Genomic DNA, 25,638 nt, shown 5'->3' on the forward strand with positions numbered 1-25,638 from the left:
GCGCGCGGCCCTAGGGTATCCGCCATGGGCAGCATCAGCCTGGACTGGGAAGCGGCTGTTGCGGATCCCCGGGGCGCCGTCGAGTTGCTTATGCGTGTCGAGGAGGACGCCGTCGACTTCGTCGCGCGCGTGCGTCTGGTGCGCACGAAGCTGGAAGTGCTCGCCGAGCGGCCCTGGGTCTTCCCGGGCCCGCGCGGCCCCCATCCGGGAGACGACGAGCACGCCGATGTGACCGATGACTCGCCGCGCAGTGGCCCGGAGCCGTATCAGGTCAGCCCGCAGGCCTTGAGTGAAGAGGCACAGCCTGCCCGATCCGGTCTGCGGGTGCCGTATCGGCTGCGGGTACTCGAGGTCACCGCCGCGGATCCGGAGCGGGAGTGGCGGCTTCAGGAGATCTCCGAAGCGACCGGGCAGTCCAACCAGCGCAGTCTGCGCGTGCTGGTCGAACAACTCGTCGTCAAGGGCCTCCTGAGCAAACGGAGTGTCAAACCCAGGTACGTGCTCTACCGCGCCGCTCCCGCCCACACGGAGGAGGCGCCCACGAACTGAACCCGGCAAGCCGGCATGGGGCAGGGCCGCCGCCAACTCTCACATCAGCGGCGGCCCACAACGGCCCCTGGCCCCGGCGAACACCATCTCCACGGCGGCCCGGTCCGCAGCCCTCCCGGGCGGCGGACCGGGCCAGTCAACGCGGCCCGGCCGTTTCCGGCACCCTAACGCGAACATGGCGCCAGGTGGCCCAGTTCTGCCGTGCCGTCATCCCATCGGGTGGCCGCCGTCGGGGGATCCACCCTGTCGAGGACGGCCACCATGCCTTCACCCGCATCCCCACCACGCCGCGGGCTCCTAAGTTCACACGCCCCGGCCCGGCCACAGGTCACAGTCCAGGGCCCGCTCCAGGTTCGCGACGGTCAGCAGATCGGGCCAGACCTTGCCGGCCAGGACATTGGCGATCGTGAGCCGGCTGACACCGCTGCGCCGCGACAGCTCCGCGACCGACCACCCGGCGTTCTTCAGGGCCAGAGCGAGCGCGAGCGCCAGCGCCTGGGCGACCTTGGCCCCGTGATGGTCAGTCATGACAGCTGTGGGCCACGCGCCGACTTGTACGTATCCGCACGGACTGACGAAGCGGCTGTCTCCTCGGGGCACGTGCCCCAGTCTCACCCATCCGGATCTCCCGGGTCGCCGAGCGCCTCCCAGCACCCAGCATGGTATTGCAATGGCACCCCTCCAGGGGTGTTCGTCTGGAGGATGCTGATGGAGCGTCGCATCGCGCAATACAGGCCCAGCAACAGACCCCCGGCGTGGGAGCGTGTCGCGGACGAGGTCCGCAACACCATCGCCCGCGCGGCTCCCACCACCACCTACCGGGCCCGCGACCTCCTCACCGCGCTGACCCGGATCGCGGTCTTCGCCGACCAGCAAGGACACCCTGTTGATGCCCGCCTGTGGCTGGACCCGGCGATGGTCGAGCACTTCACGGCGATCGGCTGCACCGATGTCGGCGAAGCCTCCCGGGCGAACTACCGGGCTGCTCTGACCACGATCAGGACCGCCGTGTTCGGCCCCGACCTGCCGGGCGGGCGGCCCATACCGCTCTCCGGGTCCGACCCCTCCCAGCCCTACACCCCCCACCAGAAGGCAGACCTGTGGGCGTGGGCGGGCGGACAGTCCACCGCCGAACTACGCCGAGGACTCATCCTCTTGCTCGCCCTTGGGCTCGGGTGCGGCCTCGACACCCACGAGATCATCCCCCTGCGTGGCCCGGATGTGCGGACCCTAGAGGACGGGGCCACCGTGGTAGCCGTCCGCGGGAACCGCTCCCGCCTGGTGATCTGCTCCCGCCCTTTCGAGCGCACCCTGGCCGAAGCCGCCGAGCACGCGGGAACCAGCTACCTCTTCCGCTCTGCCAGCTTCGCCCGCAAGAGCAACACCGTCACCGACCTCGTCTACCGCGCGGCCCACGACCCGCGAGTACCCCGCCTGGTCATGGGCCGCTGCCGCGCCACCTGGCTCATCGAGCGCATGGACGCATGCATCCCGCTGCCTGTGCTGCTGGCCAGCGCAGGCCTCGACTCCCTCCACGCCCTCTCCCGCCTCCTGCCCTTCCTCAAAAGCGCCAGCGCCGACCAGGCCCGCACCATCCTCAGGGAGATGCCGTGATCCCCGACCGCCACCACCCACCGACGCCGCGCTGCCAGGCAAGCGACCCGGCCTGGCTCGCGCAGCCGCACGTGCGCCGCCACACGGTCAAGCCGGCCGAGCTCACCCGCGCCCGCCGCTTCGTGGAACGCTCCGGGATCGTCCCCCTGGTCCGGACAGCCCAGCAGGCCATCCGCAAGTCACCGGCCGGCCGCACCCGCACCGTCACCCTCGACGCCCTGTTCACCGCCATGACGCTGGCCTCCTGGCGCAACAACGGCCGCGTGACCCTGACCGAAGCCGCCGACATCCTCGCCCATCAGCTCACACCCGCGGCCCGCGCGCAGCTCGCCCTTCCCGCCTGGCCCGACACCGCCGACGGCTTCGAAGCCGCCTACCTCGCCGTCCGTCGCGCCTTCCACCGGGCCGAAGCCGTCATGAACCCCTCGCCCCTGCCCACACGGCGCCTGCCACGTGCCGAGGCCTTCCGCCTGGAGCAGGAAGCCGACCCGGATCAGCTCGCCGCGCGCCGCCACCTGCTCGTGGAGGTCACCAACCGGATCATCGAGGCCTCTCTCACCCCGGCAAGGCCGTTCATCGAGAAGGTGTGGGACGGCTCGGCCTCCGTGGACGCTACGCCGATCCGTACCTTCTCGCGAGGCGTCCCCACCAGCGCTCCCAGTACCGCCACCGACCCCGATGCAGCCTGGTACGTCCGCGAAGGCAGCCATCGCGACCCCGCTGACTCTCCGGATCCCACTACTGCGGGCACCGGCAAGAAGACGAAGAAAACCAAGCGCCACCTCTACGGCTACGAGGCCACCCTAGTCGTCACGGGCGAGACCTCCACCACACCGCTCAGCGGCGCCCCCGCCCCCGCACCCGCATCCGACGGGGATGCCGGAACGGCACCTGCCCGCCCTCGTCCTGGCCTTCACCGTCCACAAACCCGGCCACGACCCCGCAGGCAACGCCGTCACCGCTCTCCGCGATGTCCACCGCCGCGGCTACAAGGCGGGCTGGCTGGCCGCAGACCGCGCCTACAACGCGGCCCTGCCCGAAACCTTCCACGCCCCCGTCCGCGACCTGGGATACCGCCCCGTCTGGGACTACCGCATCGACCAGCTCGGCATCCAGGGCAGCCACGCCGGCGCACTCCTCGTCGACGGCACCTGGTACTGCCCCAACCTGCCCCAGGCCCTCATCACCGTCACCTCGGACCTCCTCGAGAAGAAGATCGACAAGATCACCTGGCGGTCCCGCGTCAACGCCCGAGCCGCCTTCCGCCTACGGCCCAAGGCCGCCCCCGACCACCGCGGCGCACGCCGGATGCTCTGCCCCGCCGCAGGCACTCACCCGACCGTCGCCTGCCCCATCAAACGCCGCAGCCTCGGCCGCGACGCCCGACTTCCCGCCATCGACGTCATGCCCACCCCCACAGGCCCGCCCGAGGTCTGCCGACGGGAGTCGCTCACCTTCGCCCGCAACATCGGCATCCGCTACTGGCAAGAACTCGACCACGGCCTCGCTCCCTGGACCCACCACTACTTCCGCTTGCGCAACCGCGTCGAGCACTTCAACGGTTACGCCAAGGACCACGAAGCCATCGAACGAAGCCGCACCCGCCGCATCCGCGGCATTGCCGCGCAGTCCCTCCTCCTCGCCTTCCAGATCGCCCACGCCAACCAGCGCAAACTTGCCAGCTGGCTCGCCACCCTCCCCAGCGACGGCCAGCCAGCCCGCCGCCGCCCCTCCAACCGCCACAAGCGCAAGAACCCCAGCGGCTAGACCCCCAAGGGCTACCTCCCCGAAACGACCCCCGACCCCTGATCCGCCCCACCCCCTGCACCCCACCTGACCAGCACAAAAACATCTGGCCCCCTGCGAACCGCAGGGGGCCAGATCACGTTCACGCACAACAACAGAGCCGGTCAAAGCGACATACTGTCGCCTTGACCGGCTCCACTTGGTCGGTTGACCTGTGTGTCCGAGGGGGGACTTGAACCCCCACGCCCGATAAAGGGCACTAGCACCTCAAGCTAGCGCGTCTGCCATTCCGCCACCCGGACCGGGTGTGTGCTTCCCGGCCTCGCGGCCGTTCCGACGTGGAAAACATTACCAAACAGTCCGGGGTCCCCGATCACACCCCCACCGGCCGGTGGACCGCTCTTGGGGAGAGCGGTCCCGGGCGGGAGGATGGGAGCCAGCCGGTACGTGATCTACGGGAGGAATCAGCGTGAGCGCATCGGGCGCGGGCAAGACCGTCTCGGGCCAGGACGAGGTCGTCGACCTCTGCCGGGACCTCATCCGGATCGACACCAGCAACTACGGGGACCACTCGGGCCCCGGCGAGCGCAAGGCGGCCGAGTGGGTCGCCGAGAAGCTCGCCGAGGTCGGGCTGGAGCCCCGGATCTTCGAATCGCACAAGGGCCGCGCCTCGACCGTGGCGCGCATAGAGGGCGAGGACCCCTCGCGGCCGGCGCTGCTGATCCACGGGCACACCGACGTGGTCCCCGCCAACGCCGCCGACTGGACGTACGACCCCTTCTCGGGCGAGATCGCGGACGGCTGCGTCTGGGGCCGGGGCGCGGTCGACATGAAGGACATGGACGCGATGACGCTGGCCGTCGTCCGCGACCGCATGCGCAGCGGCCGCAAACCTCCCCGCGACATCGTGCTGGCGTTCCTCGCCGACGAGGAGGCGGGCGGCACGTACGGCGCCCGGCACCTCGTGGACAAGCACCCCGGGCTCTTCGAGGGCGTCACCGAGGCCATCGGCGAGGTGGGCGGCTTCTCCTTCACCGTGAACGAGAACCTCCGCCTCTACCTGGTGGAGACCGCCCAGAAGGGCATGCACTGGATGCGGCTCACGGTGGAGGGCACCGCGGGCCACGGCTCCATGACCAACAACGACAACGCGATCACGGAGCTGTGCGAGGCCGTCGGACGCCTCGGCCGCCACACCTGGCCGGTCCGCGTCACCAAGACCGTCCGGTCCTTCCTCGACGAACTCTCGGACGCGCTCGGAACCCCGCTCGACCCCGAGGACATGGACGCCACCCTCGCCAAGCTCGGCGGCATCGCCAAGATGGTCGGGGCGACCCTGCGCAACTCGGCCGCCCCGACGATGCTCGGCGCCGGCTACAAGGTCAACGTCATCCCCGGGCAGGCCACCGCGCACGTGGACGGCCGCTTCCTGCCGGGCTACGAGGACGAGTTCTTCGCGGACCTCGACCGGATCCTCGGCCCGCGCGTGAAGCGCGAGGACGTGCACGCGGACAAGGCCCTGGAGACGGACTTCGACGGCCGGCTCGTGGACGCCATGCAGGGCGCCCTCAGGGCCGAGGACCCGATCGCGCGCGCCGTCCCGTACATGCTCTCCGGCGGCACGGACGCCAAGTCCTTCGACGACCTCGGCATCCGCTGCTTCGGGTTCGCGCCGCTCCAGCTGCCGCCGGAGCTGGACTTCGCGGGCATGTTCCACGGTGTGGACGAGCGGGTCCCGGTCGACGGCCTGAAGTTCGGCGTACGGGTGCTCGACCGCTTCATCGACAACGCCTGACGCCGGGAATCGGGAAGGTGTGCGCAATTCCACTGAGAAGAGTGAATGCGCTCATACGCTCGTAGCCCCGGTGATCCCTCCTCGTTACAGGTGGTGCGGTCCGCGGCTGGGACCGCATTGCCTACTAGGAGGAACAATGCTCAAGAAGGTTGTCGCCGCTGCGGCTGCCACCGGTGGTCTCGTTCTCGCGGGTGCCGGTCTCGCCGCCGCCGACGCGGGCGCCCAGGGTGCGGCCATCGGCTCCCCCGGTGTCGCGTCCGGCAACGTCGTCCAGGTTCCCGTGCACGTGCCGGTCAACGTCTGCGGCAACACCGTGAACGTGATCGCGCTGCTGAACCCGGCCTTCGGCAACACCTGCGTCAACGCCTGACGCTTCTGAAAGTTCTGGCCCCGGAGCGCAATCCAGCGCTTCGGGGCCGCCGGGCATCAGGGCCCGGAACCAGACGGGTCGGCGCGGCAGGCGGGGGAGCCCGTACAGCCTGTGCGCCGCGCGAACGCACACACCAGGGGACGAGAACAGATGCGACGACCGGTACAGGTCACGAGGAAGACGCTGATCACGATGGCGGCGGCCGGGGGCGTCCTCGCACTCGGCGGCGGCTACGCCCAGGCGGACTCCGGCGCCTCCGGGCACGCCGTGAACTCCCCGGGCCTTCTGTCCGGGAACAACGTGCAGGCGCCGGTGGACGTGCCGGTGAACGCCTGCGGCAACAGCGTGACGGTGGTGGGGGGTCTGAACCCCGCCTTCGGGAACCACTGCGCCAACGCGTCGGGCGGGCCGCACCACCCCGGCCACCCCGGCAATCCGGGCACCCCGGGCCACCCCGGCACCCCGGGCGGTGGCGACGAGGACTGCGACGACGAGCCGGACCACCCCGGGCACCCCGGCAACCCCGGTACGCCGGGCGGTCACACCCCGGGCGGGCACACGCCCGGAAACCCGGGCACCCCGGGCGGGCACACGCCCGGAAACCCGGGCACCCCGGGCGGGCACACGCCCGGAAACCCGGGCACTCCGGGCGGAGGGAACCCCGGTACCCCGGGCGGCCAGACGCCGGGCACCCCTGGCGGGCACGCCCCGGGCACCCCCGGCGGCCCCGGCCCGGGCACGCCCGGCCCCGGTAACCCGGGTACCGCCGGCTCCGGCACGAACGGCACCGTCACCCCGGCCGGCCACTCCACCGGCACGCCGGGAGCGGGGCTCGCCGAGACCGGCGCCGGCGGTGCCATGACGGCCGGACTCCCGCTCGCGGGCGGACTGCTGCTGGCCGGCACCGTGCTCTACCGGCGCGCCCGCAAAGCCGCCTGACGCACCCCCACCGCGCGGGCCCCGGCCACCGGGGCCCGCGTCGCCGTGTTCACGGCCCGTGGCCCGCGCCGCCCGCGTCCGACGGCGCCGCGGTCACCAGGTCGCTCTGACCTGGCGGATGATCCGGCGGCGCAGCCGCGCGCGGCGGCTGCCGTCCCGGTACAGGGTCAGGCGGTCGAGCTCCCAATGCCCGTACTCCGCATGGTCGGTCAGCAGGCGGGTCGCCTCCTTGCGGGGGGTCCCGCGGGGCACGTACACGTCGACGAATTCGTATTCCGGCATCGCATCTATTGTGCGGGCACCGGCCCGCTACGGATAGCGTCTGCACTATGTCTGATGCCGCTCTGCCCACTGTTGCCGAGGTACGCGCCGCCGCCGAGGCGGTCAAGGCCGCTCTCGACCGTCACCTCGCCGCGGTCGAGAGCAGGGTCGGGGACGAGGACCCGGCCGTCTACGCCGCGTTCAACGAACTCGCCGCCGCCGCCGAGGAGTACGACGAACTCCTCTACGACCGCTACGACGAGGTCACCCCCTTCGAGATCCCCACCCCCGAGACCGGGGCCCGTTACACCGGCCCCGCAGAGCCCGCCGCGTTCAGCGTGCTCATCCGCCGCGACTACGCCGTCGTCGAACCGGCCCGGCTGATCGCCCAGGCCGAGCGCGTCGCCGCGCACGACCGCGACGCCGAACTCATCGACGACGGCGGCACCGGCGGGGCGCTCGGGGTGCTCTTCGGGGAGTACGAGGCCGACGAGATCGCCTCCCGCTCCAAGGAGTTCGGCCTGGAGGAGGGCGACTCAACCCTCTGGATCGCCGCGCTGGAGGAGCCCGCGGAACCGGGGGACTGGCTCGGCTCGCCCTTCGGACAGACCGATCCCCAGGACGTCCTGCACCGGTTCGACGTGAGCTCCGTCTTCGACGAGGACGCGGACTACTTCGAGGACGACGACGCCGGCGGCGAGGAGCGCCCCGCCGCGCCGTCCGGACTGACCCCGGCCTGAGGCCGCGCCACGCCGCCCGCGCCCTTACGGGAAGCGGGCGGCGTGCCGCGTCGCCTTCCCCTACGCCTGCTCGCGCTGGGCGGCCGCCAGGGCCCGCAGCAGGCCCGTCAGACGGGTCGTGCGCGGCTTGGGCGGCACCTGGGCCACCGCGTGCGCCAGCGCCTGCTCGACGCCGTGCACCACGGACAGGTGCCGTTCGGCCCGCCCGAACGCCGTGTACACCCAGTCCCGGGACAGGGCCTGCGCCGCGTCCCCCGGCAGCACGACGACCACCGCCGGCCAGCGCGAGCCGACGGCCTGGTGCGCCGTCACCGCCCAGCCGTGCCGCACCCGCGACTCCACCCGGTCCTTCGGTACGACGATCCGCGCGCCGGCCGCGTCCAGGTGCAGCCCCTCGGCGTCGGCCGACACCACCCGGGCCGGCAGGGCCCCTCCGGGCGCGGGCACGTGGACCACCCGGTCGCCCGGGTCGAAGCCGCCGAACCGGCCCGGTCCGGGGTTGAGGCGCTCCTTGAGGGCCGCGTTCAGCGCCCGGGTGCCCGCCGGGCCGCCGTGGCCCGGGGTGAGGACCTGCACGGCCTCCGCGGGGATGCCGAAGGCGCGCGGCACCGAGTCGGCCACCAGCTGCACGGTGCGGTGCACGGCCTCGCCGGCGTCCCGCACGGGCACGATCACCACCTCCTTGCCGGGGGCGTCCACCTGGTTCAGCTCCCCGACGCCGATCCCCGAGACCAGCTCGCCGATCGGGCCGGGGTCCGGGGTCCGGGACACCACGTGGGGGAAGGCGCGGGCCGCCAGCACATCGGCGAACACCCGGCCGGGTCCCGCCGACCCGAGCACCCCGGGGTCCCCGGAGAGCACCAGCCGGGCCCCGTCCGGCACCGACTCCACCAGGGCCGCGGCCGTCTCCACGTCCAGCTGCGGCGCGTCCAGGACGACGAGCAGGTCCAGCTCGAAGCGGCCGTCGGCGTCCCGTCCGGGGGCCCCGGTCCCCGCGAGCAGCTCCGCCACGGTGACGGCGCCGGGCGCGGGGGCGTGCGCGGCCAGTACGGCGCGCAGGCCCAGCCCGCGGGCGGCCTCCAGCAGTGCCCGCGGTTCGGCGCGGGCCGCCTCGCCGCCCGTGTGGGTGACCAGACCGGCCGCGGCGACCGCCCGGACCAGTTCGGCGCCGGGCCCGGAGGCCGCCCGGGACCAGTCGGCGGGGCCCGTGAACGTGGCCGCCAGCCGGGCCAGGCCGTCGGCCAGGCTCTCCTCCGCCAGGGCGTGCTCCTCCAGGCCGACGAGCACGCGGACGGGCTGCTCCTCGTCCTCGGCGACGGGCTCGCCCAGCGGTTCGTGGAACACCAGCACCGCGCCGTCGCCGATCGCCGCCTCCAGGGCCGCGCCGGGGGCCGGCACCCCGTACTGGGCCAGGGCCTTCTCCAGCACCGGGGCCTCCAGGGCGGTGTGGCCCCGCTCGGCGGCCTGGGCCAGCAGCCAGTCCAGCAGGGCCGCGCCGCGGCGCTCGTCGGCGGGGCCGGCCGCGGGGCCCAGCAGGGCCTGCGCGAAACCGTCCGCCTGGGCCGGGCGCACCCCGGGGACGGCCAGCAGCCGCCAGGGGTCCTCGGACAGCCGTTCGGCAGCGCCCTCCCCGAGGGCCTCGGCAGCCGGTCCGGCCAGGGCCTCCGGGGCACCGCCGCGCGCCAGTACGGCCCGCACCGCCCCGATGTCCCCGACGGGGCGCTCGGCGGCCCGGGGGCGGGGCGCCGGCGGGGGAGCGGGGGCGGCCCTGCGCGGTGCGGCCGGCGCCTCGTCGAAGGTGAGCCCGGGCGCCTTGGCCCCGCTCTCCACGGCCCGTACGGCGGCCAGCAGGTCGGCGGCCCTGCCGCTGAGCTTGCCGCCGGCGTCGACGGGGTGCTCCCGCTCGGCCTTCCGGCGCGCGATCCGCTCCCGCTCGACCCGCTGCGCGGCGAGCTCGGCCTGCGCCTCACTGACCCCGGGCGCCGCGGCCTCACCCCCTTCGCCGCCACCCCCCGAAGCCCCCGCCCCGGCCGCGCTGCCCTCGGCCCCCGCCCCGGCCTCGCCGGACGTGCCGTCCTCGGTCTCTGCCCCGTCCGCGCCGCCGCGGGGCTCCGCCGCGGCTTCGCCGGTCGTGCCGTCGCGCGGCTCGTCCCCGGCTGCGTCGCCCGCGCCGTCCTCCGGCTCCGCCGCGGCTTGGTCGGTCGTGCCGTCCCCGGTCTCTGCCCCGTCCGCGCCGCCGCGGGGCTCCGCCGCGGCTTCGCCGGTCGTGCCGGGGCCCTGGTCCGGTTCGGGTTCCCCGGCCTCGGTGGGTGTGCCCGGGGCGGTGTCGGCCGTGGGGCGGCCCGGTGCGTCGGGTGGGGTGGGGGTGCCGGTGCCGGGCACGGACTGGTCCGGCTCCGGCCCGGCCGCGGGCTCGGCGGCTGCCGGGTCGGCGGGGGCGGCTTCGGGGTCCGTGCTCACAACGTGCTCCAGTCCTGGTCGGGGTAGCGGTGCACGGGCGCGGACACGTCGTCCAGCGCCCGGCGGATCTCCTCCGGAAGACTAAGGGCCTCCACCGACAGCGCCGCCCCGAGCTGCGCCGACGTCCGCGCGCCGACGATGGGCGCGGCGACCCCGGGGCGGTCGCGGACCCAGGCCAGGGCCACCTGGAGCGGGGTCACCGCCAGGCCCTGGGCGGCCGTGACGACCGCGTCCACGATCCGGCCCGCCGCCTCGTCCAGGTACGGCTCCACGAAGGCCGCCAGGGAGGCCGACGCGCCCCGGGAGTCCGCCGGGGTCCCGTCGCGGTACTTGGCGGTGAGCACCCCCCGGCCCAGCGGGGAGCAGGGGAGCAGGCCGACGCCCAGGTCCAGGGCCGCCGGGAGCACCTCCCGTTCGACGCCCCGCTGGAGCAGGGAGTACTCCATCTGCGTCGAGGCCAGCCGGGTCCGCGCCCCCGGGGCGGCCAGCTGCCAGGTCGCGGCCTTCGCCAGCTGCCAGCCGCTGAAGTTCGACACCCCCGCGTACCGGGCGCGCCCGCTGGAGACGGCCAGGTCCAGCGCCTGGAGGGTCTCGTCGAGCGGGGTCTGCGGATCGAAGGCGTGGACCTGCCACAGGTCCACGTGGTCGGTGCCCAGGCGGTCGAGGGAGTCGTCCAGCGCCGCCAGCAGATGCCCGCGCGAGCCGTCGAAGCGCCGGTCCGGGTCCGGGACGCTGCCCGCCTTGGTCGCGATGACCAGGTCCCGGCGCGGGACGAGGGAGCCCACCAGCCGCCCCAGGAGGTACTCCGACTCCCCGCCCCCGTACACGTCGGCCGTGTCGACGAGCGTGCCGCCCGCCTCCCAGAACGTCTTCAACTGCTCGGCGGCGGCTTCCTCGCCGGTGTCGCGGCCCCAGGTCAGGGTGCCGAGGCCGATCCGGGAGACGCGCAGTCCGGTGCGGCCGAGATGCCTCTGCTCCATGAGCGCTGAGACTACTGGGGCACTGCCGCGAGGCCGTCGGGCGCGCTAGAGTCCCTGCGCAGACCTACGTTACTGAGCGGTAAACCGGCACTTCGTAAGGGGACGACACATGCGGCTCGGCATCAATCTCGGCTACTGGGGTGCGGGCATGGACGCCGACAACCTCGCCGTCGCCCAGGAGGCCGACCGCCTCGGCTACGACGTCTGCTGGGCGGCCGAGGCCTACGGCTCCGACGCGGCGACCGTACTGGCCTGGGTCGCCGCCCAGACGGAGCGGATCGACGTCGGATCGGCCATCTTCCAGATCCCGGCCCGCCAGCCCGCGATGACGGCCATGACCGCGGCCACCCTCGACTCCCTCACCAAGGGCCGCTTCCGCCTCGGCCTCGGCGTCTCCGGCCCCCAGGTCTCCGAGGGCTGGTACGGCGTCAAGTTCGACAAGCCGCTCGCCCGGACCCGCGAGTACGTGGAGATCGTCCGCAAGGCCATGAGCCGCGAGCGCCTCAGCTACGAGGGCGAGCACTGGACCCTCCCGCTGCCCGGCGGCCCGGGCAAGCCGCTCAAGCTGACCGTGCACCCCGAGCGCCCCCACATCCCGCTCTACATCGCCGCCATCGGGCCCAGGAACCTGGAGCAGACCGGCGAGATCGCCGACGGCGCGCTGCTGATCTTCCCGGCCGCCGAGCACCTGGAGGAGACGGCCCTGCGCCACATCCGCGCGGGCCGCGCGAAGGCCGGGCTGACCATGGACGGCTTCGACGTCTGCCCGACCGTGCCGCTGGCCGTCGGCGACGACGTGACCGCCCTCGCGGACATGTTCCGCCCCTACACCGCCCTGTACGTCGGCGGCATGGGCAGCCCCAAGCAGAACTTCTACAACCAGCTCGCCCAGCGGATGGGGTACGAGAAGGAGGCCGCCGAGATCCAGGCCAAGTACCTGGGCGGCGACAAGGACGGCGCGGCCGCCGCCGTCCCGCACTCGCTGATCGACTCCACCACGCTGCTCGGCTCCGTGCAGCGCATCGCCGACGGGATGCGGGCCTACGCCGACGCCGGGGTCACCACCCTCACGCTGGCCCCGGCCGGATTCACCCTGGACGAGCGGCTCACCGCCCTGCGGGCCGGCACCGAGGCGCTGGAGCTGGCCGGACTGGCCTGACGCGCGCCGGACCCGCAGGGCCCGGAAGGGCTCAGCGGCCGTGGTGGGGGCTCGGGGGGTCTTCCCCGCCACGGCCGACACAGCGAACAACGCGCGGCCCGCCCGCGGGGTTACGCCCCGCGGCCCGGGCCGCGGTTTCGTTCATTCGGCCGAGTCCCGCGACTCCACGGTTGCCTGCCCGCCTCCTCCGCATTTGACTCGTTCCATGCTCTCTGCGCGCAGCCTGTTCCAGGAGATCGTCGACCACGACGACTCCTTCCAGCTGTTCTGCTCCATCGCCGCCAGTGGGGAGGCGCAGGGCGGCTGGGAGAACGCCAGGATCGCCGCCCTCGTCCCCGACACCCTGCGCGACCTCGCCCCCAAGATCACCCGTCACGGCGCCGACGAGGACAAGCACGGCCGCATCTTCCGCGCCCTGCTGCGCAGGCGCGGCCTGCCCGCCGTCCCGGTCCCGCCCGAGACCGACTACACGATGCTCCTCGAACGCCGCGGCATCGGTCTCGCCCACGACAAGCTGCGCCGCGAGGAGCCGCTGAGCGAGCAGGACGTCCTCGTCTACCTCGCCCACAGCCGGGTCACCGAGCAACGGGCCGCCGACCAGATGACGATGCTCCTGCGCCACTTCGGCGACCACCCCGAGATCGGCAAGGCCGTCAGGGTCATCAGCCACGACGAGGACAACCACCTCGCCTACTGCCACGAGGAGCTGCTGCGCCTCGCCCGCCGCGGGCACGGCCCCGCCATCCAGCGGGTGCTGCGCACCAGCGCCCTCGCCGAGATCGCCGTCTACCGGGACGTCAGCCGGGCCGTCATGGACCACATGGGCCGGCTGCTGCACTGGCCCGCGCCCAAACGGGCCGCGCTCTCCGCCGGGATCGGGGCCGTGTACGCGTACGAGCGCTTCAGCGGCTGGCACCGCATGATCGGGCTGCGCCCGCCCGGGCGCCCGGACCCCCTGGGCGGCCGGCCCGTCCCCGCCCCCGGCCCCACCTAGACCCCGGCGGCCCTCACAGCCAGCCGCGCCGCTTGAACATCCGGTGCAGGCCCAGGCACAGGCCCACCATCAGCACCAGTACCGCGGGATAGCCCCACCACTCCCCGAGCTCCGGCATGTGCGTGAAGTTCATGCCGTAGATCCCCGCCACCATCGTCGGCACGGCCGCCATGGCCGCCCAGGCGGAGATCTTGCGCATGTCGTCGTTCTGCCGGACCCCCATCTGCGCCAGGTGCGCGGCCAGCGCGTCCGACAGCAGCCGGTCCAGCCCCTCGATGTACTCGTTCGCCTTCGTCAGGTGGTCGGCGACGTCCCGGAAGAACGGCCGGGCGTGGTCGTGCACGAAGGGCACGTTGCCGAAGGCGAGCCGGTCCATCGGCTGGAGCAGCGGACTCGTCGCCCGCCGGAACTCCAGCACCTGCCGCTTGAACCCGTAGATCCGGGCGGCGGTGTTCTTGGTGTCCGAGGTCTGCGGCGCGAAAACCTCCGCCTCCAGCTCCTCCAGGTCCGCCTGGAGCTCGGCCGCCACCTCGATGTAGTGGTCCACCACCGCGTCGGACACCGCGTACAGCACCGCCGTGGGCCCGTGCCGCAGCACCTCCGGCTCGTGCTCCAGCCGTCGGCGCACGGCCGCCAGTGCGGCCCCCTCGCCGTGCCGGACGGTCACCACGAACGAGTTGCCGATGAACAGCATCAGCTCGCCCGCGGTCACCACGTCCGTGTCGTCGTCGTACAGGACCGGCTTGAGGACGACGAACAGGGAGTCGTCGTAGACCTCCAGCTTCGGCCGCTGGTGCGCGGTCAGCGCGTCCTCCACCGCCAGCCTGTGCAGTCCGAACTCACGGCTGACGTGGGAGAACTCCTCCTCCGTCGGCTCGTACATGCCGATCCACAGGAAGGCGTCACCGGCCGAGCGGGCCAGGGCCAGAGCCTCCGAGAGGTCCCCCGGGGCCTCGGAGCGCCTGCCTTCCCGGTACATCGCGCAGTCCACAATCACGCCGGGCATTCTTCCCCCACCGCGGCCCGCCCGCACGCCGGCGCCACCGCTTAGGCTGCTCCCATGGCCACGCTGATCCTCGTACGACACGGGCGGTCCACCGCCAACACCGCAGGCTTGCTCGCCGGCTGGACCCCCGGGGTCGCCCTCGACGAGCGCGGCGCCGGACAGGCGGCCGCGCTGCCCGGCCGGCTCGACGGGGTGCCGCTCGCGGCCGCCGTGTGCAGCCCGCTCCAGCGCTGCCGCGAGACCCTGGCCCCGCTGCTGGCCGCCCGCCCCGGCCTGCCCCTGCACACCGACGAGCGGATCGGCGAATGCCACTACGGCGACTGGTCGGGCCGCAAGCTGTCCGAACTCGCCGACGAACCCCTCATGAAGATCGTCCAGCAGCACCCCTCGGCCGCCGCCTTCCCCGGCGGCGAGTCCATGCGCGCCATGCAGAACCGCGCCGTGGACGCCGTGCGCGAGTGGAACGCGCGGATCGAGGAGGAGCACGGCGCCGACGCCGTCTTCCTCATGTGCTCCCACGGCGACGTCATCAAGTCCGTCGTCGCCGACGCCCTCGGCATGCACCTCGACCTCTTCCAGCGGATCCACGTAGACCCCTGCTCGGTCACCGCCGTCCGCTACACACCCACCAGGCCCTTCCTGCTGCGCCTCGGGGACACCGGCGACCTGGCCCCCCTGATCCCGGCCGCGGCCCCGCCCGCGGAGAACGCGGCGGAGGGCGGCGGCAACGCGGTCGTGGGGGGCGGCGCGGGCGCGGCCTGATCGGAGGGCGCAGTAGGGTGGCAGGGCCAACACAAGTGCGCAGCCCTGCCCCCGCCCAGACTTGGAGACCGGTCGTGCCCCGTCAGGTGTTCCTTTACGACCCGCCGGACCGCTTCGTGGCGGGCACCGTCGGTCTGCCTGGACGTCGCACCTTCTTCCTCCAGGCCTCCCAGGGCCCCCGCGTCACCAGCGTCTCCCTGGAGAAGACCCAGGTCGCGGCGCTCGCCGAGCGCATGGACGAACTGCTCGACGAGGTCGTCCGGCGGACCGGCGGCAACGCCCCCGTCCCGGCCGTCGCCTCCACCGACGCGGCCGACACCGCCCCGCTCGACGTCCCTGTCGAGGAGGAGTTCCGCGTCGGCACGATGGCCCTCGCCTGGGACGGCGAACAGCAGCGCATGATCGTCGAGGCCCAGGCCCTCGTCGAGCTCGACGCCGACTCCGACGAGGACCTCGCCGAGGCCGAGGAGCGGCTGCTCCAGGACGAGGAGAACGGCCCGCCCATGCTGCGCGTGCGGCTCTCCGGCGCCCAGGCCCGGGCCTTCGCCAAGCGGGCCCTGGACGTGGTCAACGCGGGCCGCCCGCCGTGCCCGCTGTGCAGCCTGCCCCTGGACCCCGAGGGGCACGTGTGCCCCCGCCAGAACGGGTACCGGCGCCAGGTGTGAGCGCCGTGACCCCGATAGAGGAGCTGCTCACCCGCGGTGAGCTCACCGTCCGCGGCCGGATCGCCGAGGCGTCGAACGCCGTACTGCTGTGCACCGTGGCCTACGAGGGCCGCAGCGCGGAGTGCGTCTACAAGCCGGTCAAGGGCGAGCGGCCGCTGTGGGACTTCCCCGACGGCAACCTCGCCCGGCGCGAACGCGCCGCCTACCTCGTCTCCGAGGCCACCGGCTGGGGGCTCGTGCCCACGACCGTGCTGCGCGACGGCCCCTATGGAGAGGGCATGGTGCAGCACTGGATCGACGCCGGAGAACAGCCGGAGCCGGGGCTGCTCGCGCTCGTGGACGGCGAGGAGGCCGGGGAGGGCTGGAAGGCGGTCGCCCTCGCCGAGGTCGGGGAGGGCCGCACGGCCCTGCTCGTCCACGCCGACGACCCCAGACTGCGCCGGCTCGCCGTCCTCGACGCCGTGATCAACAACGGCGACCGCAAGGGCGGCCACCTGCTGCCCGCCCCCGACGGCAGGCTCTACGGGATCGACCACGGTGTGACCTTCCACTCGGAGGACAAGCTGCGCACCCTGCTCTGGGGCTGGGCGGGGGAGCCGCTGACCGGCGAGGCGCGGTCGGTGCTGACCTCCCTGGAGGCCCAGCTGGCTGAGGACGGCCCGCTCGCCACCCGGCTGGCCGAACTGATCACCCCCGCCGAGCTGGCCGCCGTACGGGCCCGCGTGGCCCTGCTGCTGCGCAGCGGGACGCACCCGGAGCCGTCCGGGCAGTGGCCGGCGATCCCCTGGCCGCCCGTCTGAGCAGGGCGGGCGGCCGACGGGGGCGAACGCACAGTTCCAGCCGGAGCGCAAGGGTGTCGATCAAGCCAACAGTGCGCCTCGCATTCGTTTCCGGAACAGTCGTCCGGTTAGGCTCGAAGCATGCATGCCTGGCCCGCTTCTGAGGTCCCCGCCCTGCCCGGCAAGGGCCGCGACCTCCAGATCCACGACACCGCGACCCAGGGGACGGTCACCCTCGACCCCGGTCCCGTCGCCCGCCTCTACGTCTGCGGCATCACGCCGTACGACGCGACCCACATCGGTCACGCGGCGACCTACAACGCGTTCGACCTCGTGCAGCGCGTGTGGCTCGACAACAAGCGCCAGGTCCACTACGTCCAGAACGTCACGGACGTGGACGATCCGCTGCTGGAGCGGGCGCTGCGCGACGGACACGACTGGACCGAGCTCGCGGAGCGCGAGACCGCCCTCTTCCGCGAGGACATGACCGCCCTTCGGATGCTGCCCCCGCAGCACTACATCGGCGCCGTCGAGGCCATACCCGGCATCGTGCCGCTGGTCGAGCGGCTGCGCGACGCGGGTGCCGCCTACGAGCTCGAAGGCGACACCTACTTCTCGGTGGAGTCCGACCCGCACTTCGGCGGGGTCTCGAACCTCGACGCGCACGCGATGCGGCTGCTGTCCGCGGAGCGCGGCGGCGACCCGGACCGCCCGGGCAAGAAGAACCCCCTGGACCCGATGCTGTGGATGGCCGCCCGTCCGGGCGAGCCGAGCTGGGACGGCGCCTCGCTGGGGCGCGGCCGGCCGGGCTGGCACATCGAGTGCGTTGCCATCGCCCTGGAGCACCTGGGCATGGGCTTCGACATCCAGGGCGGCGGCTCCGACCTCGCCTTCCCGCACCACGAGATGGGTGCCTCGCACGCGCACGCGCTGACGGGCGAGTTCCCGATGGCCAAGGCGTACGTCCACGCGGGCATGGTCGCCCTGCACGGCGAGAAGATGTCGAAGTCCAAGGGCAACCTGGTCTTCGTCTCCGCCCTGCGGCGCGCCGGGGTCGACCCGGCGGCCATCCGCCTGGCGCTGCTCTCGCACCACTACCGGGAGGACTGGGAGTGGACGGACGCGGTCCTCGCGGAGGCGGAGGCCCGCCTGGCCCGCTGGCGCGCGGCCGTCTCCCGCCCGGACGGGGTTCCGGCGGACGGTCTGGTGGAGGAGGTCCGCGAGGCCCTGGCCCACGACCTGGACGCCCCTGCGGCTCTCGCGGCGGTGGACCGCTGGGTCGAGCGTCAGCTCGCCTCCGACGAGACGGACGAGACGGCCCCCGGCCTGGTCTCCCGCACGGTGGACGCCCTGCTGGGCGTGGCCCTGTAGTTCCGGGGCGGGGTGCGGCTTCCGCTGCGCGAAGCGTCTCCCCGCCCCGCCCTTTCTCCGTATCCCGGGGCTCCGCCCCGGACCCCGTTCCGTGCGCTCCGCGCCGGTGCGCTCGAACGCCGCGCGGGGTCCGGGGCGGAGCTCCGGGGGGGGGCGGGTCGGGGACCCGGCTCCGCGCATCGGCGCCGGGTCCCCGCCCGCCCTAACCGGCCTGCTAGGCCTCGGGGGAGTCGTCCCCCGGCTCATCCGGCTCCGGCGGCGCAGCCGCAGGCTCCTCCCCGGAGGGGTCCGGCTTGCGCTTCGGGGCGCGCGGCCCGCCCGAGGTGTCCCGCAGGTACGACCCGTCCGAGGGCCCGTCGGCGGACGAAGGGTCCCGCCGCCTCAGGTACCGCTCGAACTCCCGCGCGATCGCGTCCCCCGACGCCTCCGGCAGGTCGGCCGTGTCCCGCGCCTCCTCCAGCGTCTGGACGTACTCCGCCACCTCGCTGTCCTCGGCGGCCAGTTGGTCCACGCCCAGCTGCCACGCCCGCGCGTCCTCCGGCAGTTCCCCGAGGGGGATCCGGATGTCGATCAGGTCCTCCAGCCGGTTCAGCAGCGCCAGCGTCGCCTTGGGGTTCGGCGGCTGCGACACGTAGTGCGGCACCGCCGCCCACAGCGACACCGCCGGAACGCCCGCGTGCGTGCAGGCCTCCTGGAGCACGCCCACGATCCCCGTCGGGCCCTCGTACTTGGTCTCCTCCAGGTCCATGGTCCGCGCCAGGTCCGGGTCCGACGTCACCCCGCTGACCGGCACCGGCCGGGTGTGGGGGGTGTCACCGAGGAGCGCGCCGAGGATGACGACCATCTCCACGCCCAGTTCGTGCGCGAAGCCGAGCAGCTCGTTGCAGAACGACCGCCACCGCATGGACGGTTCGATGCCCCGCACCAGCACCAGGTCGCGCGGCTTCGCGCCGCCGATGCGGACCACCGACAGCCGGGTCGTCGGCCAGGTGATCTTCCTGACCCCGTGCTCCAGGAACACCGTCGGCCGGTTGACCTGGAAGTCGTAGTAGTCCTCGGCGTCGAGCGCCGCGAAGACCTCGCCCTTCCACTCCCGGTCCAGGTGCGCCACCGCACCGGAGGCGGCGTCACCCGCGTCGTTCCAGCCCTCGAACGCGGCCACCATGACCGGGTCGATCAGCTCGGGCACGCCCTCAAGCTCGATCACCCAGGTCTCCTTCCGAAGTTCCTTGTGTACGTGGGAAAGCCTAAGCCTTGTGGGGTCGGCCGCCACAGCCCACGGCAGAGGGGCGGTTCCCCTCGGAACCGCCCCTCTTCCCCACCTGCGTGCGAGCTATGCCTTGCGGGCCAGCATCTCCTCGACACGGGCGCGGACGGACTCGTCGTCCAGGCCGCGGACGGTCACCGTCGTACGGCGGCGCAGCACGTCGTTCGCGGTCTCGGCCCACTCGTGGTCGCGGGCGTAGGCGACCTGCGCCCAGATCTCCGGGCCGTCCGGGTGGATGCGCTCGGCGAGCGCCGGGTCCTCGTTCGCCAGACGGGCGATGTCGAAGGCCAGCGAGCCGTAGTGCGAGGCCAGGTGGCGGGCGGTCAGCGGGTCCATCCGGGCGCCGGGCTCGCGGTCCACCAGCAGGCGGTGCGCGACGGCGTTCGGGTTGGCGACGCCGGGCAGCGGGACGCGGCGCACGAGGGACTTCACGGGCTCCATGTCGTCGGTCAGCGGGCTGCCCGGGAGCTTGGCGAGCTTGTCCATGACCACGCGGCCGATGTGCCGGTACGTGGTCCACTTGCCACCGGCCACCGACAGCATGCCGCCCGCGCCCTCGGAGACCACCGTCTCGCGCTTGGCCTTCTCGACACCGCCGGGGCCGCCCGGCAGCACGCGCAGGCCGGCGAAGGCGTACGTCATCAGGGAGCGGTCGAGGTCGGCGTCCTTCACGGAGAAGGCGGCCTCGTCGAGGATCTGCTGGATGTCGGCCTCGGTGGCGCGCACGTCCGCCGGGTCGCCCTCGTAGACCTCGTCCGTGGTGCCGAGCAGGAGCTGGTCCTCCCAGGGCAGGGCGAAGGTGATGCGGTACTTGTCGATCGGGGTGGCCATGGCGGCCTTCCACGGCGACTTGCGCTTCATGACGATGTGCGCGCCTTTGGAGAGGCGGATCGACGGCAGCGCGTGCTTGTCTTCCATGCGCCGCAGGTGGTCCACCCACGGGCCGGTGGCGTTGAGCACGACGCGGGCGTCGACGCCGAACTCGGTGCCGTCGAGGCGGTCCTTGAGCTCGGCACCCGAGACCCGGCCGCGCGTCATGCGCAGGCCGGTGACCTCGGCGTGGTTGAGGACGACCGCACCCGACTCGACGGCCGCGCGGACCGTCATGACGGCGACGCGGGAGTCGTTCATCTGGTGGTCGTAGTAGACCGCGACGGCCTTGAGGTTGTCGGTCTTCAGGCCGGGGTTGTCGGCGACGGCACGGGCCGGGGATATGACCTTGCCCATGCCGTCGCCGAAGGCCGAGAGGGCGGAGTAGGCGAAGACGCCCGCGCCCAGCTTGGCCGCACCCACCGGGCCGCCCTTGTAGACCGGCAGGTAGAACGTGAGCGGGTTGACCAGGTGCGGGGCCACGTCCTTGGCCAGCACCCGCCGCTCGTGGTGGTTCTCGGCCACCAGCTTGACCGCGCCGGTCTGCAGGTAGCGCAGACCGCCGTGGACCAGCTTCGAGGAGGCGGAGGAGGTGGCGCCGGCGAAGTCGCCGGCGTCCACCATGGCCACCCGCAGACCCGACTGCGCGGCGTGCCAGGCCACCGAGGTGCCCAGGATTCCACCGCCGATGACCAGCAGGTCGTACGTGGCCTTCGCCAGCTGCTCACGGGTCTCGGCGCGGCTCGGGTTCGAGCCGGCGGTCGGGTGCGTGCCCAGTGCGGGGACGCTCTGCAGGGTGCTCATGTCTCTTCAGCTCCTCGTCATTTCGACAGCTGGTGCGGTCAGCCGGCGTTCTCTTCGTCGATCCAGCCCATGGACCGCTCGACGGCCTTGAGCCAGTTCTTGTACTCGCGGTCCCGCTGCTCGGCGGGCATCCGCGGGGTCCACTCCGCCGCGCGGCGCCAGTTGGCGCGCAGGGCGTCGGTGTCCGGCCAGAAGCCGACGGCCAGGCCGGCGGCGTAGGCGGCGCCGAGGCAGGTGGTCTCGGCGACCATCGGACGGACCACGGGGGCGTCCAGGAAGTCCGAGAGCGTCTGCATCAGCAGGTTGTTGGAGGTCATACCACCGTCGACCTTGAGGGCCGCCAGCTCGACGCCGGAGTCCTTGGTCATGGCGTCGGTGATCTCGCGGGTCTGCCAGGCGGTGGCCTCCAGGACGGCACGGGCGATGTGCGCCTTGGTGACGTACCGGGTGAGGCCGGCGATCACACCGCGGGCGTCGGAGCGCCAGTACGGGGCGAACAGGCCGGAGAAGGCCGGCACGAAGTAGGCGCCGCCGTTGTCCTCGACGGAGGAGGCCAGGGTCTCGATCTCGGCCGCGGACTTGATCAGGCCCATCTGGTCGCGCATCCACTGGACGAGCGAGCCGGTGACGGCGATGGAGCCCTCCAGGGCGTAGACCGGCTTCTGGTCGCCGATCTGGTAGCCGACCGTGGTCAGCAGGCCGCTGTAGGAGTTGATGATCTTGTCGCCGGTGTTCATCAGCATGAACGTGCCGGTGCCGTACGTGGACTTGGCCTCGCCCTCGGCGAAGCAGGTCTGGCCGAAGAGGGCGGCCTGCTGGTCACCGAGCGCCGAGGCGACCGGGACACCGGCGAGGACGCCGTCCTTGACGTGACCGTACACCTCGGCGGAGGACTTGATCTCGGGGAGCACGTTGAGCGGGACGCCCATCGACTCGGCGATCTTCTCGTCCCACGCCAGGGTGTGCAGGTTCATCAGCATGGTGCGCGAGGCGTTGGTGACGTCGGTGACGTGCACGCCGCCCTGGGCGCCGCCGGTGAGGTTCCAGATGACCCACGAGTCCATGGTGCCGAAGAGGATGTCCCCGGCCTCGGCGCGCTCGCGCAGGCCCTCGACGTTGTCGAGCAGCCAGCGGACCTTCGGGCCGGCGAAGTAGCTCGCCAGCGGCAGGCCGGTCTCGCGGCGGAAGCGGTCCTGGCCGACGTTGCGGCCGAGCTCCTTGCACAGGGCGTCGGTGCGGGTGTCCTGCCAGACGAGCGCGTTGTGCACCGGCTCACCGGTGTGGCGGTCCCACAGGACGGTGGTCTCGCGCTGGTTGGTGATGCCGACGGCCTTGACGTCGGCGGCGGTGAAGCCCGGGATGTCCTGGGCGGCCCTGGCGATGGCGCCGGCGACGACCTCCTGGACGTTGGTCCAGATCTCGGAGGCGTCGTGCTCGACCCAGCCCGGCTTCGGGAAGATCTGCTCGTGTTCCTTCTGGTCGACGGCGACGATGCGGCCGTCGCGGTCGAAGACGATGCAGCGGGAAGAGGTGGTGCCCTGGTCGATCGCGGCGATGAAGGGGCCGGTGCTGCTGGTCATGGTGGCTGCTCCTGGCAGATCTGTTGAGTAGGCGGAATCAGGAGGGCGGTGCGGATCTTACGAACGCGGCCGAAGCTGATCAGGCGAACGCGATGTTGTACAGACCGCCGGCGAGCGCGGCACCGACGAGCGGGCCGACCACCGGGATCCAGGAGTAGCCCCAGTCCGAGCCGCCCTTGCTGGGCAGCGGGAGCAGGGCGTGGACTATGCGGGGACCGAGGTCGCGGACCGGGTTGATGGCGTAGCCGGTCGGGCCGCCCAGCGAGAGGCCGATGCCGACGACCACGAAGGAGGTGATGAGGACACCGATGACGCCGAGTCCCTTGCCGTCGCCCTGGAGACCCTGGGTGAGGATCGCGATGACGAGGACGAAGGTGCCGATGATCTCCGTGGCGAGGTTCTGGACCACGTTGCGGATCTCGGGGCCGGTCGAGAAGATGCCGAGCACCGGGCCGGCGACGTCGTGCGGGTGCGGGTCCTCGGGACCGAGCTTGGCGTCCTTGATGTTCTCGGGGTCCGCCAGGTGGGCGCGGAACTGGCCGTAGTACGTGATCCACATCAGGACCGCGCCGAGCATGGCGCCGAGCAGCTGGCCCGCGAGGTAGACGGGGACGTCGCCCCACTCGCCGGTCTTGACGGCTATGCCGACGGTGACGGCCGGGTTGAGGTGCGCACCGGAGAGCGGCGCGGAGACGTAGGCGGCGATCAGGACGGCGAAGCCCCACCCGAAGGTGATCGCGAGCCAGCCCGCGCCGCGGGCCTTGGAGCTCTTGAGCGTGAGGGCGGCGCACACGCCGCCGCCGAGCAGAGTGAGCAGGGCGGTACCGATGGTCTCGCCGATGAAGATGTCGGAGCTGGACACCCGCGACTCCTTTGTCTTACGTCCAGGGGTGGGCGGACACCGGGTCCCTCCGGTGGGTCCGCACACTCGGTGAGTGCTTCACCGGTCCATGGCCTCGCCCTAGCCTAACGCGTATTGCCGGTAGGTGTTCGACAATGCCGACCGATGAACGGCAGTTTTCCGCCTGGGTTCAGAACGCGTCAAGGCCTGACCAGGTCAAAGAACCGGATCGTTACCACTCGGTACGATCGCCCAAATCAAGCCAATGGCCGGGCCGGAAACGACGAGGTCCACCCGAATGGCGCGGGACGCGGCCATGGGGTGGACCGGATGGATCAGGTCAAGCTCAGAACCGGCCTGCTCCGAGGTCGCGCGAAACCGACCGCGCGCAGTCCCGTACGGAGGCCACCAGGGCCGGACGGGGCTCGCCGGACTCCCCGCAGACCCGCTCCACGGCGCCCGCGACGGCCACCGCGCCGACCGGCATCCGGCGCCGGTCGTGGATCGGCGCCGCCACCGAGGCGATGCCCTCCCAGGTCTCCTCGACGTCCGCCGCCCAGCCGCGCGCCCGGGTCAGGTCGAGGATCTCCTCGAAGCCCGCCGCGTCGGTCACCGTCCGGGGTGTGAAGGCCTCCCGCTCGCCGTCCAGGGCCTCCGTGTGCGCCACGGGGTCGTAGGCCGACAGCACCTTGCCCAGGGCGGTGGAGTGCAGCGGCTGCATGGCCCCCACCTCCAGCACCTGACGGCTGTCGTCCGGCCGGAACACGTGGTGCATGATCAGCACCCCGCTCTGGTGGAGCACGCCCACGTACACGCTCTCGCCGCTCGCCCGGGCCAGGTCGTCCGTCCACACCAGCGCGCGGGCGCGCAGCTCGTGGACGTCCAGGTAGCTGTTGCCCAGCCGCAGCAGCTCCGCGCCCAGCTGGTAGCGGCCGGAAGCGGGGTCCTGCTCCACGAAGCCCTCGGCCTGGAGCGTGCGCAGGATCCCGTGCGCCGTGCCCTTGGCCAGCCCCAGGGCGGACGCCACGTCCGAGAGTCCCAGCCGGCGCTCCCCGCCGGCCAGGAGCCGCAGCATCGCAGCGGCTCGTTCGAGCGACTGGATGTTCCGTGCCATCGCGCAGCCTCCTGCTGACGTAGTTCGACAATGCTGAACACTATCGGTCGATGCCGACCTCGTGCATGGTTGGGTGTTTTCCGGTGTGCCGCCGACCAGCGCACCCGTCCGTGCGACCCCCGCGCACAGAATGCAGTCCGCCACGTGGGACGCCCTCACCGGGGCGGGTGCCGCGCGGTTACCCTGACCGCGTGCACCCCCGACACAGCGGGGGAGCAAAGCCGACAGCCGTCGCACCCCAGGGAGCTCGACCATGGCCTCGTTGCCGAACCCGCCCGCAGACACCCAGACCCGGGCCGATGCCCTCCGAGAGGCGCTCGCGACCCGCGTGGTCGTCGCCGACGGAGCCATGGGAACCATGCTCCAGGCACAGGACCCCACCCTGGAAGACTTCCAGCAGCTCGAAGGCTGCAACGAGGTCCTGAACCTCACCCGCCCCGACATCGTCCGCTCGGTGCACGAGGCGTACTTCTCGGTGGGCGTGGACTGCGTCGAGACCAACACCTTCGGCGCCAACTACGCCGCCCTCGCCGAGTACGACATCCCCGAACGCAACTTCGAGCTCTCCGAGGCCGGCGCCCGCATCGCCCGCGAGGTCGCCGACGAGTTCACCGCCTCCACCGGACAGCAGCGCTGGGTGCTCGGCTCCATCGGCCCCGGCACCAAGCTCCCCACCCTCGGACACATCGGCTACGCCCAGATCCGCGACGCCTACCAGGTCAACGCCGAGGGCCTGATCTCCGGCGGCGCCGACGCGCTCCTCGTCGAGACCACCCAGGACCTCCTCCAGACCAAGTCCTCCGTCATCGGCGCCCGCCGTGCCATGGAGGCCCTCGGCGTCAGCGTCCCGCTGATCTGCTCCGTCACCGTCGAGACCACCGGCACGATGCTGCTGGGTTCGGAGATCGGTGCGGCGCTGACGGCGTTGGAGCCGTTGGGGATCGACATGATCGGTCTGAACTGTGCGACGGG

25 protein-coding genes and 1 tRNA gene are annotated in these 25,638 nt (G+C 72.7%); 14 read left to right on the plus strand and 12 right to left on the minus strand.

Features of this window, described 5'->3' with window-relative positions; genetic code table 11:
* Nucleotides 1–24 precede the first annotated feature (24 nt).
* On the plus strand, nucleotides 25–549 hold the full coding sequence (locus tag ACFY15_RS31170; RefSeq protein WP_390826482.1) for a hypothetical protein: 525 nt from the start codon (nucleotides 25–27) through the stop codon (nucleotides 547–549).
* A 303-nt stretch (nucleotides 550–852) separates the two neighbouring features.
* Here the strand turns inward: ACFY15_RS31170 and ACFY15_RS31175 are convergent, their stop codons facing one another.
* Nucleotides 853–1,077: a helix-turn-helix domain-containing protein gene (locus tag ACFY15_RS31175; RefSeq protein ID WP_390826483.1), complete on the minus strand. Its 225-nt coding sequence runs from the start codon at nucleotides 1,075–1,077 to the stop codon at nucleotides 853–855.
* 180 nt (nucleotides 1,078–1,257) lie between these two features.
* Between ACFY15_RS31175 and ACFY15_RS31180 the strand changes: the two genes are divergently transcribed.
* Nucleotides 1,258–2,163 (plus strand): hypothetical protein, encoded by a 906-nt coding sequence (locus tag ACFY15_RS31180; RefSeq protein WP_390826484.1) that lies wholly within the window; start codon nucleotides 1,258–1,260, stop codon nucleotides 2,161–2,163.
* A 179-nt stretch (nucleotides 2,164–2,342) separates the two neighbouring features.
* Here the strand turns inward: ACFY15_RS31180 and ACFY15_RS31185 are convergent, their stop codons facing one another.
* On the minus strand, nucleotides 2,343–2,678 hold the full coding sequence (locus ACFY15_RS31185) for a hypothetical protein (protein WP_390826485.1): 336 nt from the start codon (nucleotides 2,676–2,678) through the stop codon (nucleotides 2,343–2,345).
* Between the two features lie 361 nt (nucleotides 2,679–3,039).
* On the opposite strand from ACFY15_RS31185, the gene ACFY15_RS31190 reads away from it, so the two are divergent.
* Nucleotides 3,040–3,930 carry a hypothetical protein gene (locus ACFY15_RS31190; RefSeq protein WP_390826486.1) on the plus strand — a complete coding sequence of 297 codons (891 nt, stop codon included), beginning with the start codon at nucleotides 3,040–3,042 and terminating at the stop codon, nucleotides 3,928–3,930.
* A gap of 196 nt (nucleotides 3,931–4,126) precedes the next feature.
* On the opposite strand, the gene ACFY15_RS31195 is transcribed toward ACFY15_RS31190, so the two are convergent.
* Nucleotides 4,127–4,211, minus strand: a tRNA-Leu gene (locus ACFY15_RS31195).
* 167 nt (nucleotides 4,212–4,378) lie between these two features.
* Between ACFY15_RS31195 and ACFY15_RS31200 the strand changes: the two genes are divergently transcribed.
* The 3 genes from ACFY15_RS31200 to ACFY15_RS31210 all read left to right on the plus strand — a co-directional run bounded on the left by ACFY15_RS31200 (nucleotide 4,379) and on the right by ACFY15_RS31210 (nucleotide 7,013).
* The gene (locus ACFY15_RS31200) at nucleotides 4,379–5,704 is read left to right on the plus strand and encodes a M20/M25/M40 family metallo-hydrolase (RefSeq protein ID WP_390689980.1); all 1,326 of its coding nucleotides are present in this window, start codon (nucleotides 4,379–4,381) and stop codon (nucleotides 5,702–5,704) included.
* A gap of 136 nt (nucleotides 5,705–5,840) precedes the next feature.
* Entirely contained in the window at nucleotides 5,841–6,074 is a 234-nt protein-coding gene (chpH, locus tag ACFY15_RS31205) for a chaplin ChpH (protein WP_042816431.1), read from the plus strand.
* Between the two features lie 150 nt (nucleotides 6,075–6,224).
* Entirely contained in the window at nucleotides 6,225–7,013 is a 789-nt protein-coding gene (locus tag ACFY15_RS31210; RefSeq protein WP_390826487.1) for a chaplin, read from the plus strand.
* Nucleotides 7,014–7,106: 93 nt separating this feature from the next.
* Here ACFY15_RS31210 and ACFY15_RS31215 read toward each other — a convergent pair whose 3' ends face one another.
* Nucleotides 7,107–7,295: a DUF5703 family protein gene (locus ACFY15_RS31215; RefSeq protein ID WP_045950166.1), complete on the minus strand. Its 189-nt coding sequence runs from the start codon at nucleotides 7,293–7,295 to the stop codon at nucleotides 7,107–7,109.
* 47 nt (nucleotides 7,296–7,342) lie between these two features.
* On the opposite strand from ACFY15_RS31215, the gene ACFY15_RS31220 reads away from it, so the two are divergent.
* Entirely contained in the window at nucleotides 7,343–8,014 is a 672-nt protein-coding gene (locus ACFY15_RS31220) for a hypothetical protein (protein ID WP_390689982.1), read from the plus strand.
* Nucleotides 8,015–8,074: 60 nt separating this feature from the next.
* Here the strand turns inward: ACFY15_RS31220 and ACFY15_RS31225 are convergent, their stop codons facing one another.
* Together ACFY15_RS31225 and ACFY15_RS31230 are read right to left on the minus strand one after the other, a co-directional pair.
* Entirely contained in the window at nucleotides 8,075–10,396 is a 2,322-nt protein-coding gene (locus ACFY15_RS31225; RefSeq protein WP_390826494.1) for an ATP-binding domain-containing protein, read from the minus strand.
* 74 nt (nucleotides 10,397–10,470) lie between these two features.
* The gene (locus tag ACFY15_RS31230) at nucleotides 10,471–11,454 is read right to left on the minus strand and encodes an aldo/keto reductase (protein WP_390689984.1); all 984 of its coding nucleotides are present in this window, start codon (nucleotides 11,452–11,454) and stop codon (nucleotides 10,471–10,473) included.
* A 109-nt stretch (nucleotides 11,455–11,563) separates the two neighbouring features.
* On the opposite strand from ACFY15_RS31230, the gene ACFY15_RS31235 reads away from it, so the two are divergent.
* Both ACFY15_RS31235 and ACFY15_RS31240 read left to right on the plus strand, forming a co-directional pair.
* Complete coding sequence (locus ACFY15_RS31235; protein ID WP_390689985.1) at nucleotides 11,564–12,613, plus strand: LLM class F420-dependent oxidoreductase; 1,050 nt, start codon at nucleotides 11,564–11,566, stop codon at nucleotides 12,611–12,613.
* A gap of 205 nt (nucleotides 12,614–12,818) precedes the next feature.
* Nucleotides 12,819–13,607 (plus strand): ferritin-like domain-containing protein, encoded by a 789-nt coding sequence (locus ACFY15_RS31240; protein ID WP_390689986.1) that lies wholly within the window; start codon nucleotides 12,819–12,821, stop codon nucleotides 13,605–13,607.
* A 13-nt stretch (nucleotides 13,608–13,620) separates the two neighbouring features.
* On the opposite strand, the gene corA is transcribed toward ACFY15_RS31240, so the two are convergent.
* On the minus strand, nucleotides 13,621–14,613 hold the full coding sequence (gene corA, locus ACFY15_RS31245; RefSeq protein ID WP_390826488.1) for a magnesium/cobalt transporter CorA: 993 nt from the start codon (nucleotides 14,611–14,613) through the stop codon (nucleotides 13,621–13,623).
* A gap of 54 nt (nucleotides 14,614–14,667) precedes the next feature.
* On the opposite strand from corA, the gene ACFY15_RS31250 reads away from it, so the two are divergent.
* The 4 genes from ACFY15_RS31250 (at nucleotide 14,668) to mshC (ending at nucleotide 18,190) form a co-directional block, all read left to right on the plus strand.
* Nucleotides 14,668–15,375, plus strand: a complete 708-nt coding sequence (locus ACFY15_RS31250; protein WP_390689988.1) for a histidine phosphatase family protein — start codon at nucleotides 14,668–14,670, stop codon at nucleotides 15,373–15,375.
* Between the two features lie 74 nt (nucleotides 15,376–15,449).
* Nucleotides 15,450–16,040, plus strand: a complete 591-nt coding sequence (locus ACFY15_RS31255) for a DUF3090 domain-containing protein (RefSeq protein ID WP_390689989.1) — start codon at nucleotides 15,450–15,452, stop codon at nucleotides 16,038–16,040.
* Complete coding sequence (locus ACFY15_RS31260; protein WP_390689990.1) at nucleotides 16,004–16,840, plus strand: SCO1664 family protein; 837 nt, start codon at nucleotides 16,004–16,006, stop codon at nucleotides 16,838–16,840. Before ACFY15_RS31255 ends, ACFY15_RS31260 begins: the two co-directional genes overlap by 37 nt.
* Nucleotides 16,841–16,960: 120 nt before the next feature.
* Entirely contained in the window at nucleotides 16,961–18,190 is a 1,230-nt protein-coding gene (gene mshC / locus ACFY15_RS31265; protein WP_390689991.1) for a cysteine--1-D-myo-inosityl 2-amino-2-deoxy-alpha-D-glucopyranoside ligase, read from the plus strand.
* Nucleotides 18,191–18,404: 214 nt separating this feature from the next.
* On the opposite strand, the gene ACFY15_RS31270 is transcribed toward mshC, so the two are convergent.
* The 5 genes from ACFY15_RS31270 to ACFY15_RS31290 all read right to left on the minus strand — a co-directional run bounded on the left by ACFY15_RS31270 (nucleotide 18,405) and on the right by ACFY15_RS31290 (nucleotide 24,666).
* Nucleotides 18,405–19,397: a PAC2 family protein gene (locus tag ACFY15_RS31270; RefSeq protein WP_390689992.1), complete on the minus strand. Its 993-nt coding sequence runs from the start codon at nucleotides 19,395–19,397 to the stop codon at nucleotides 18,405–18,407.
* A gap of 126 nt (nucleotides 19,398–19,523) precedes the next feature.
* Nucleotides 19,524–21,131 carry an FAD-dependent oxidoreductase gene (locus ACFY15_RS31275; protein ID WP_390826489.1) on the minus strand — a complete coding sequence of 536 codons (1,608 nt, stop codon included), beginning with the start codon at nucleotides 21,129–21,131 and terminating at the stop codon, nucleotides 19,524–19,526.
* A gap of 38 nt (nucleotides 21,132–21,169) precedes the next feature.
* Nucleotides 21,170–22,711, minus strand: coding sequence for a glycerol kinase GlpK (glpK, locus tag ACFY15_RS31280; protein WP_390689994.1), 1,542 nt, complete (start codon nucleotides 22,709–22,711; stop codon nucleotides 21,170–21,172).
* Between the two features lie 79 nt (nucleotides 22,712–22,790).
* Nucleotides 22,791–23,573 (minus strand): MIP/aquaporin family protein, encoded by a 783-nt coding sequence (locus ACFY15_RS31285; protein ID WP_042811466.1) that lies wholly within the window; start codon nucleotides 23,571–23,573, stop codon nucleotides 22,791–22,793.
* Nucleotides 23,574–23,898: 325 nt separating this feature from the next.
* Nucleotides 23,899–24,666 (minus strand): IclR family transcriptional regulator, encoded by a 768-nt coding sequence (locus ACFY15_RS31290; RefSeq protein ID WP_390689995.1) that lies wholly within the window; start codon nucleotides 24,664–24,666, stop codon nucleotides 23,899–23,901.
* A gap of 253 nt (nucleotides 24,667–24,919) precedes the next feature.
* Here ACFY15_RS31290 and ACFY15_RS31295 point away from each other — a divergent pair.
* On the plus strand, nucleotides 24,920–25,638 hold a 719-nt coding region (locus ACFY15_RS31295), incomplete at its 3' end, for a homocysteine S-methyltransferase family protein (protein WP_390826490.1).

Origin of the sequence: Streptomyces sp. NPDC001373, from assembly GCF_042895815.1 — a bacterium.
Lineage (GTDB): Bacteria > Actinomycetota > Actinomycetes > Streptomycetales > Streptomycetaceae > Streptomyces.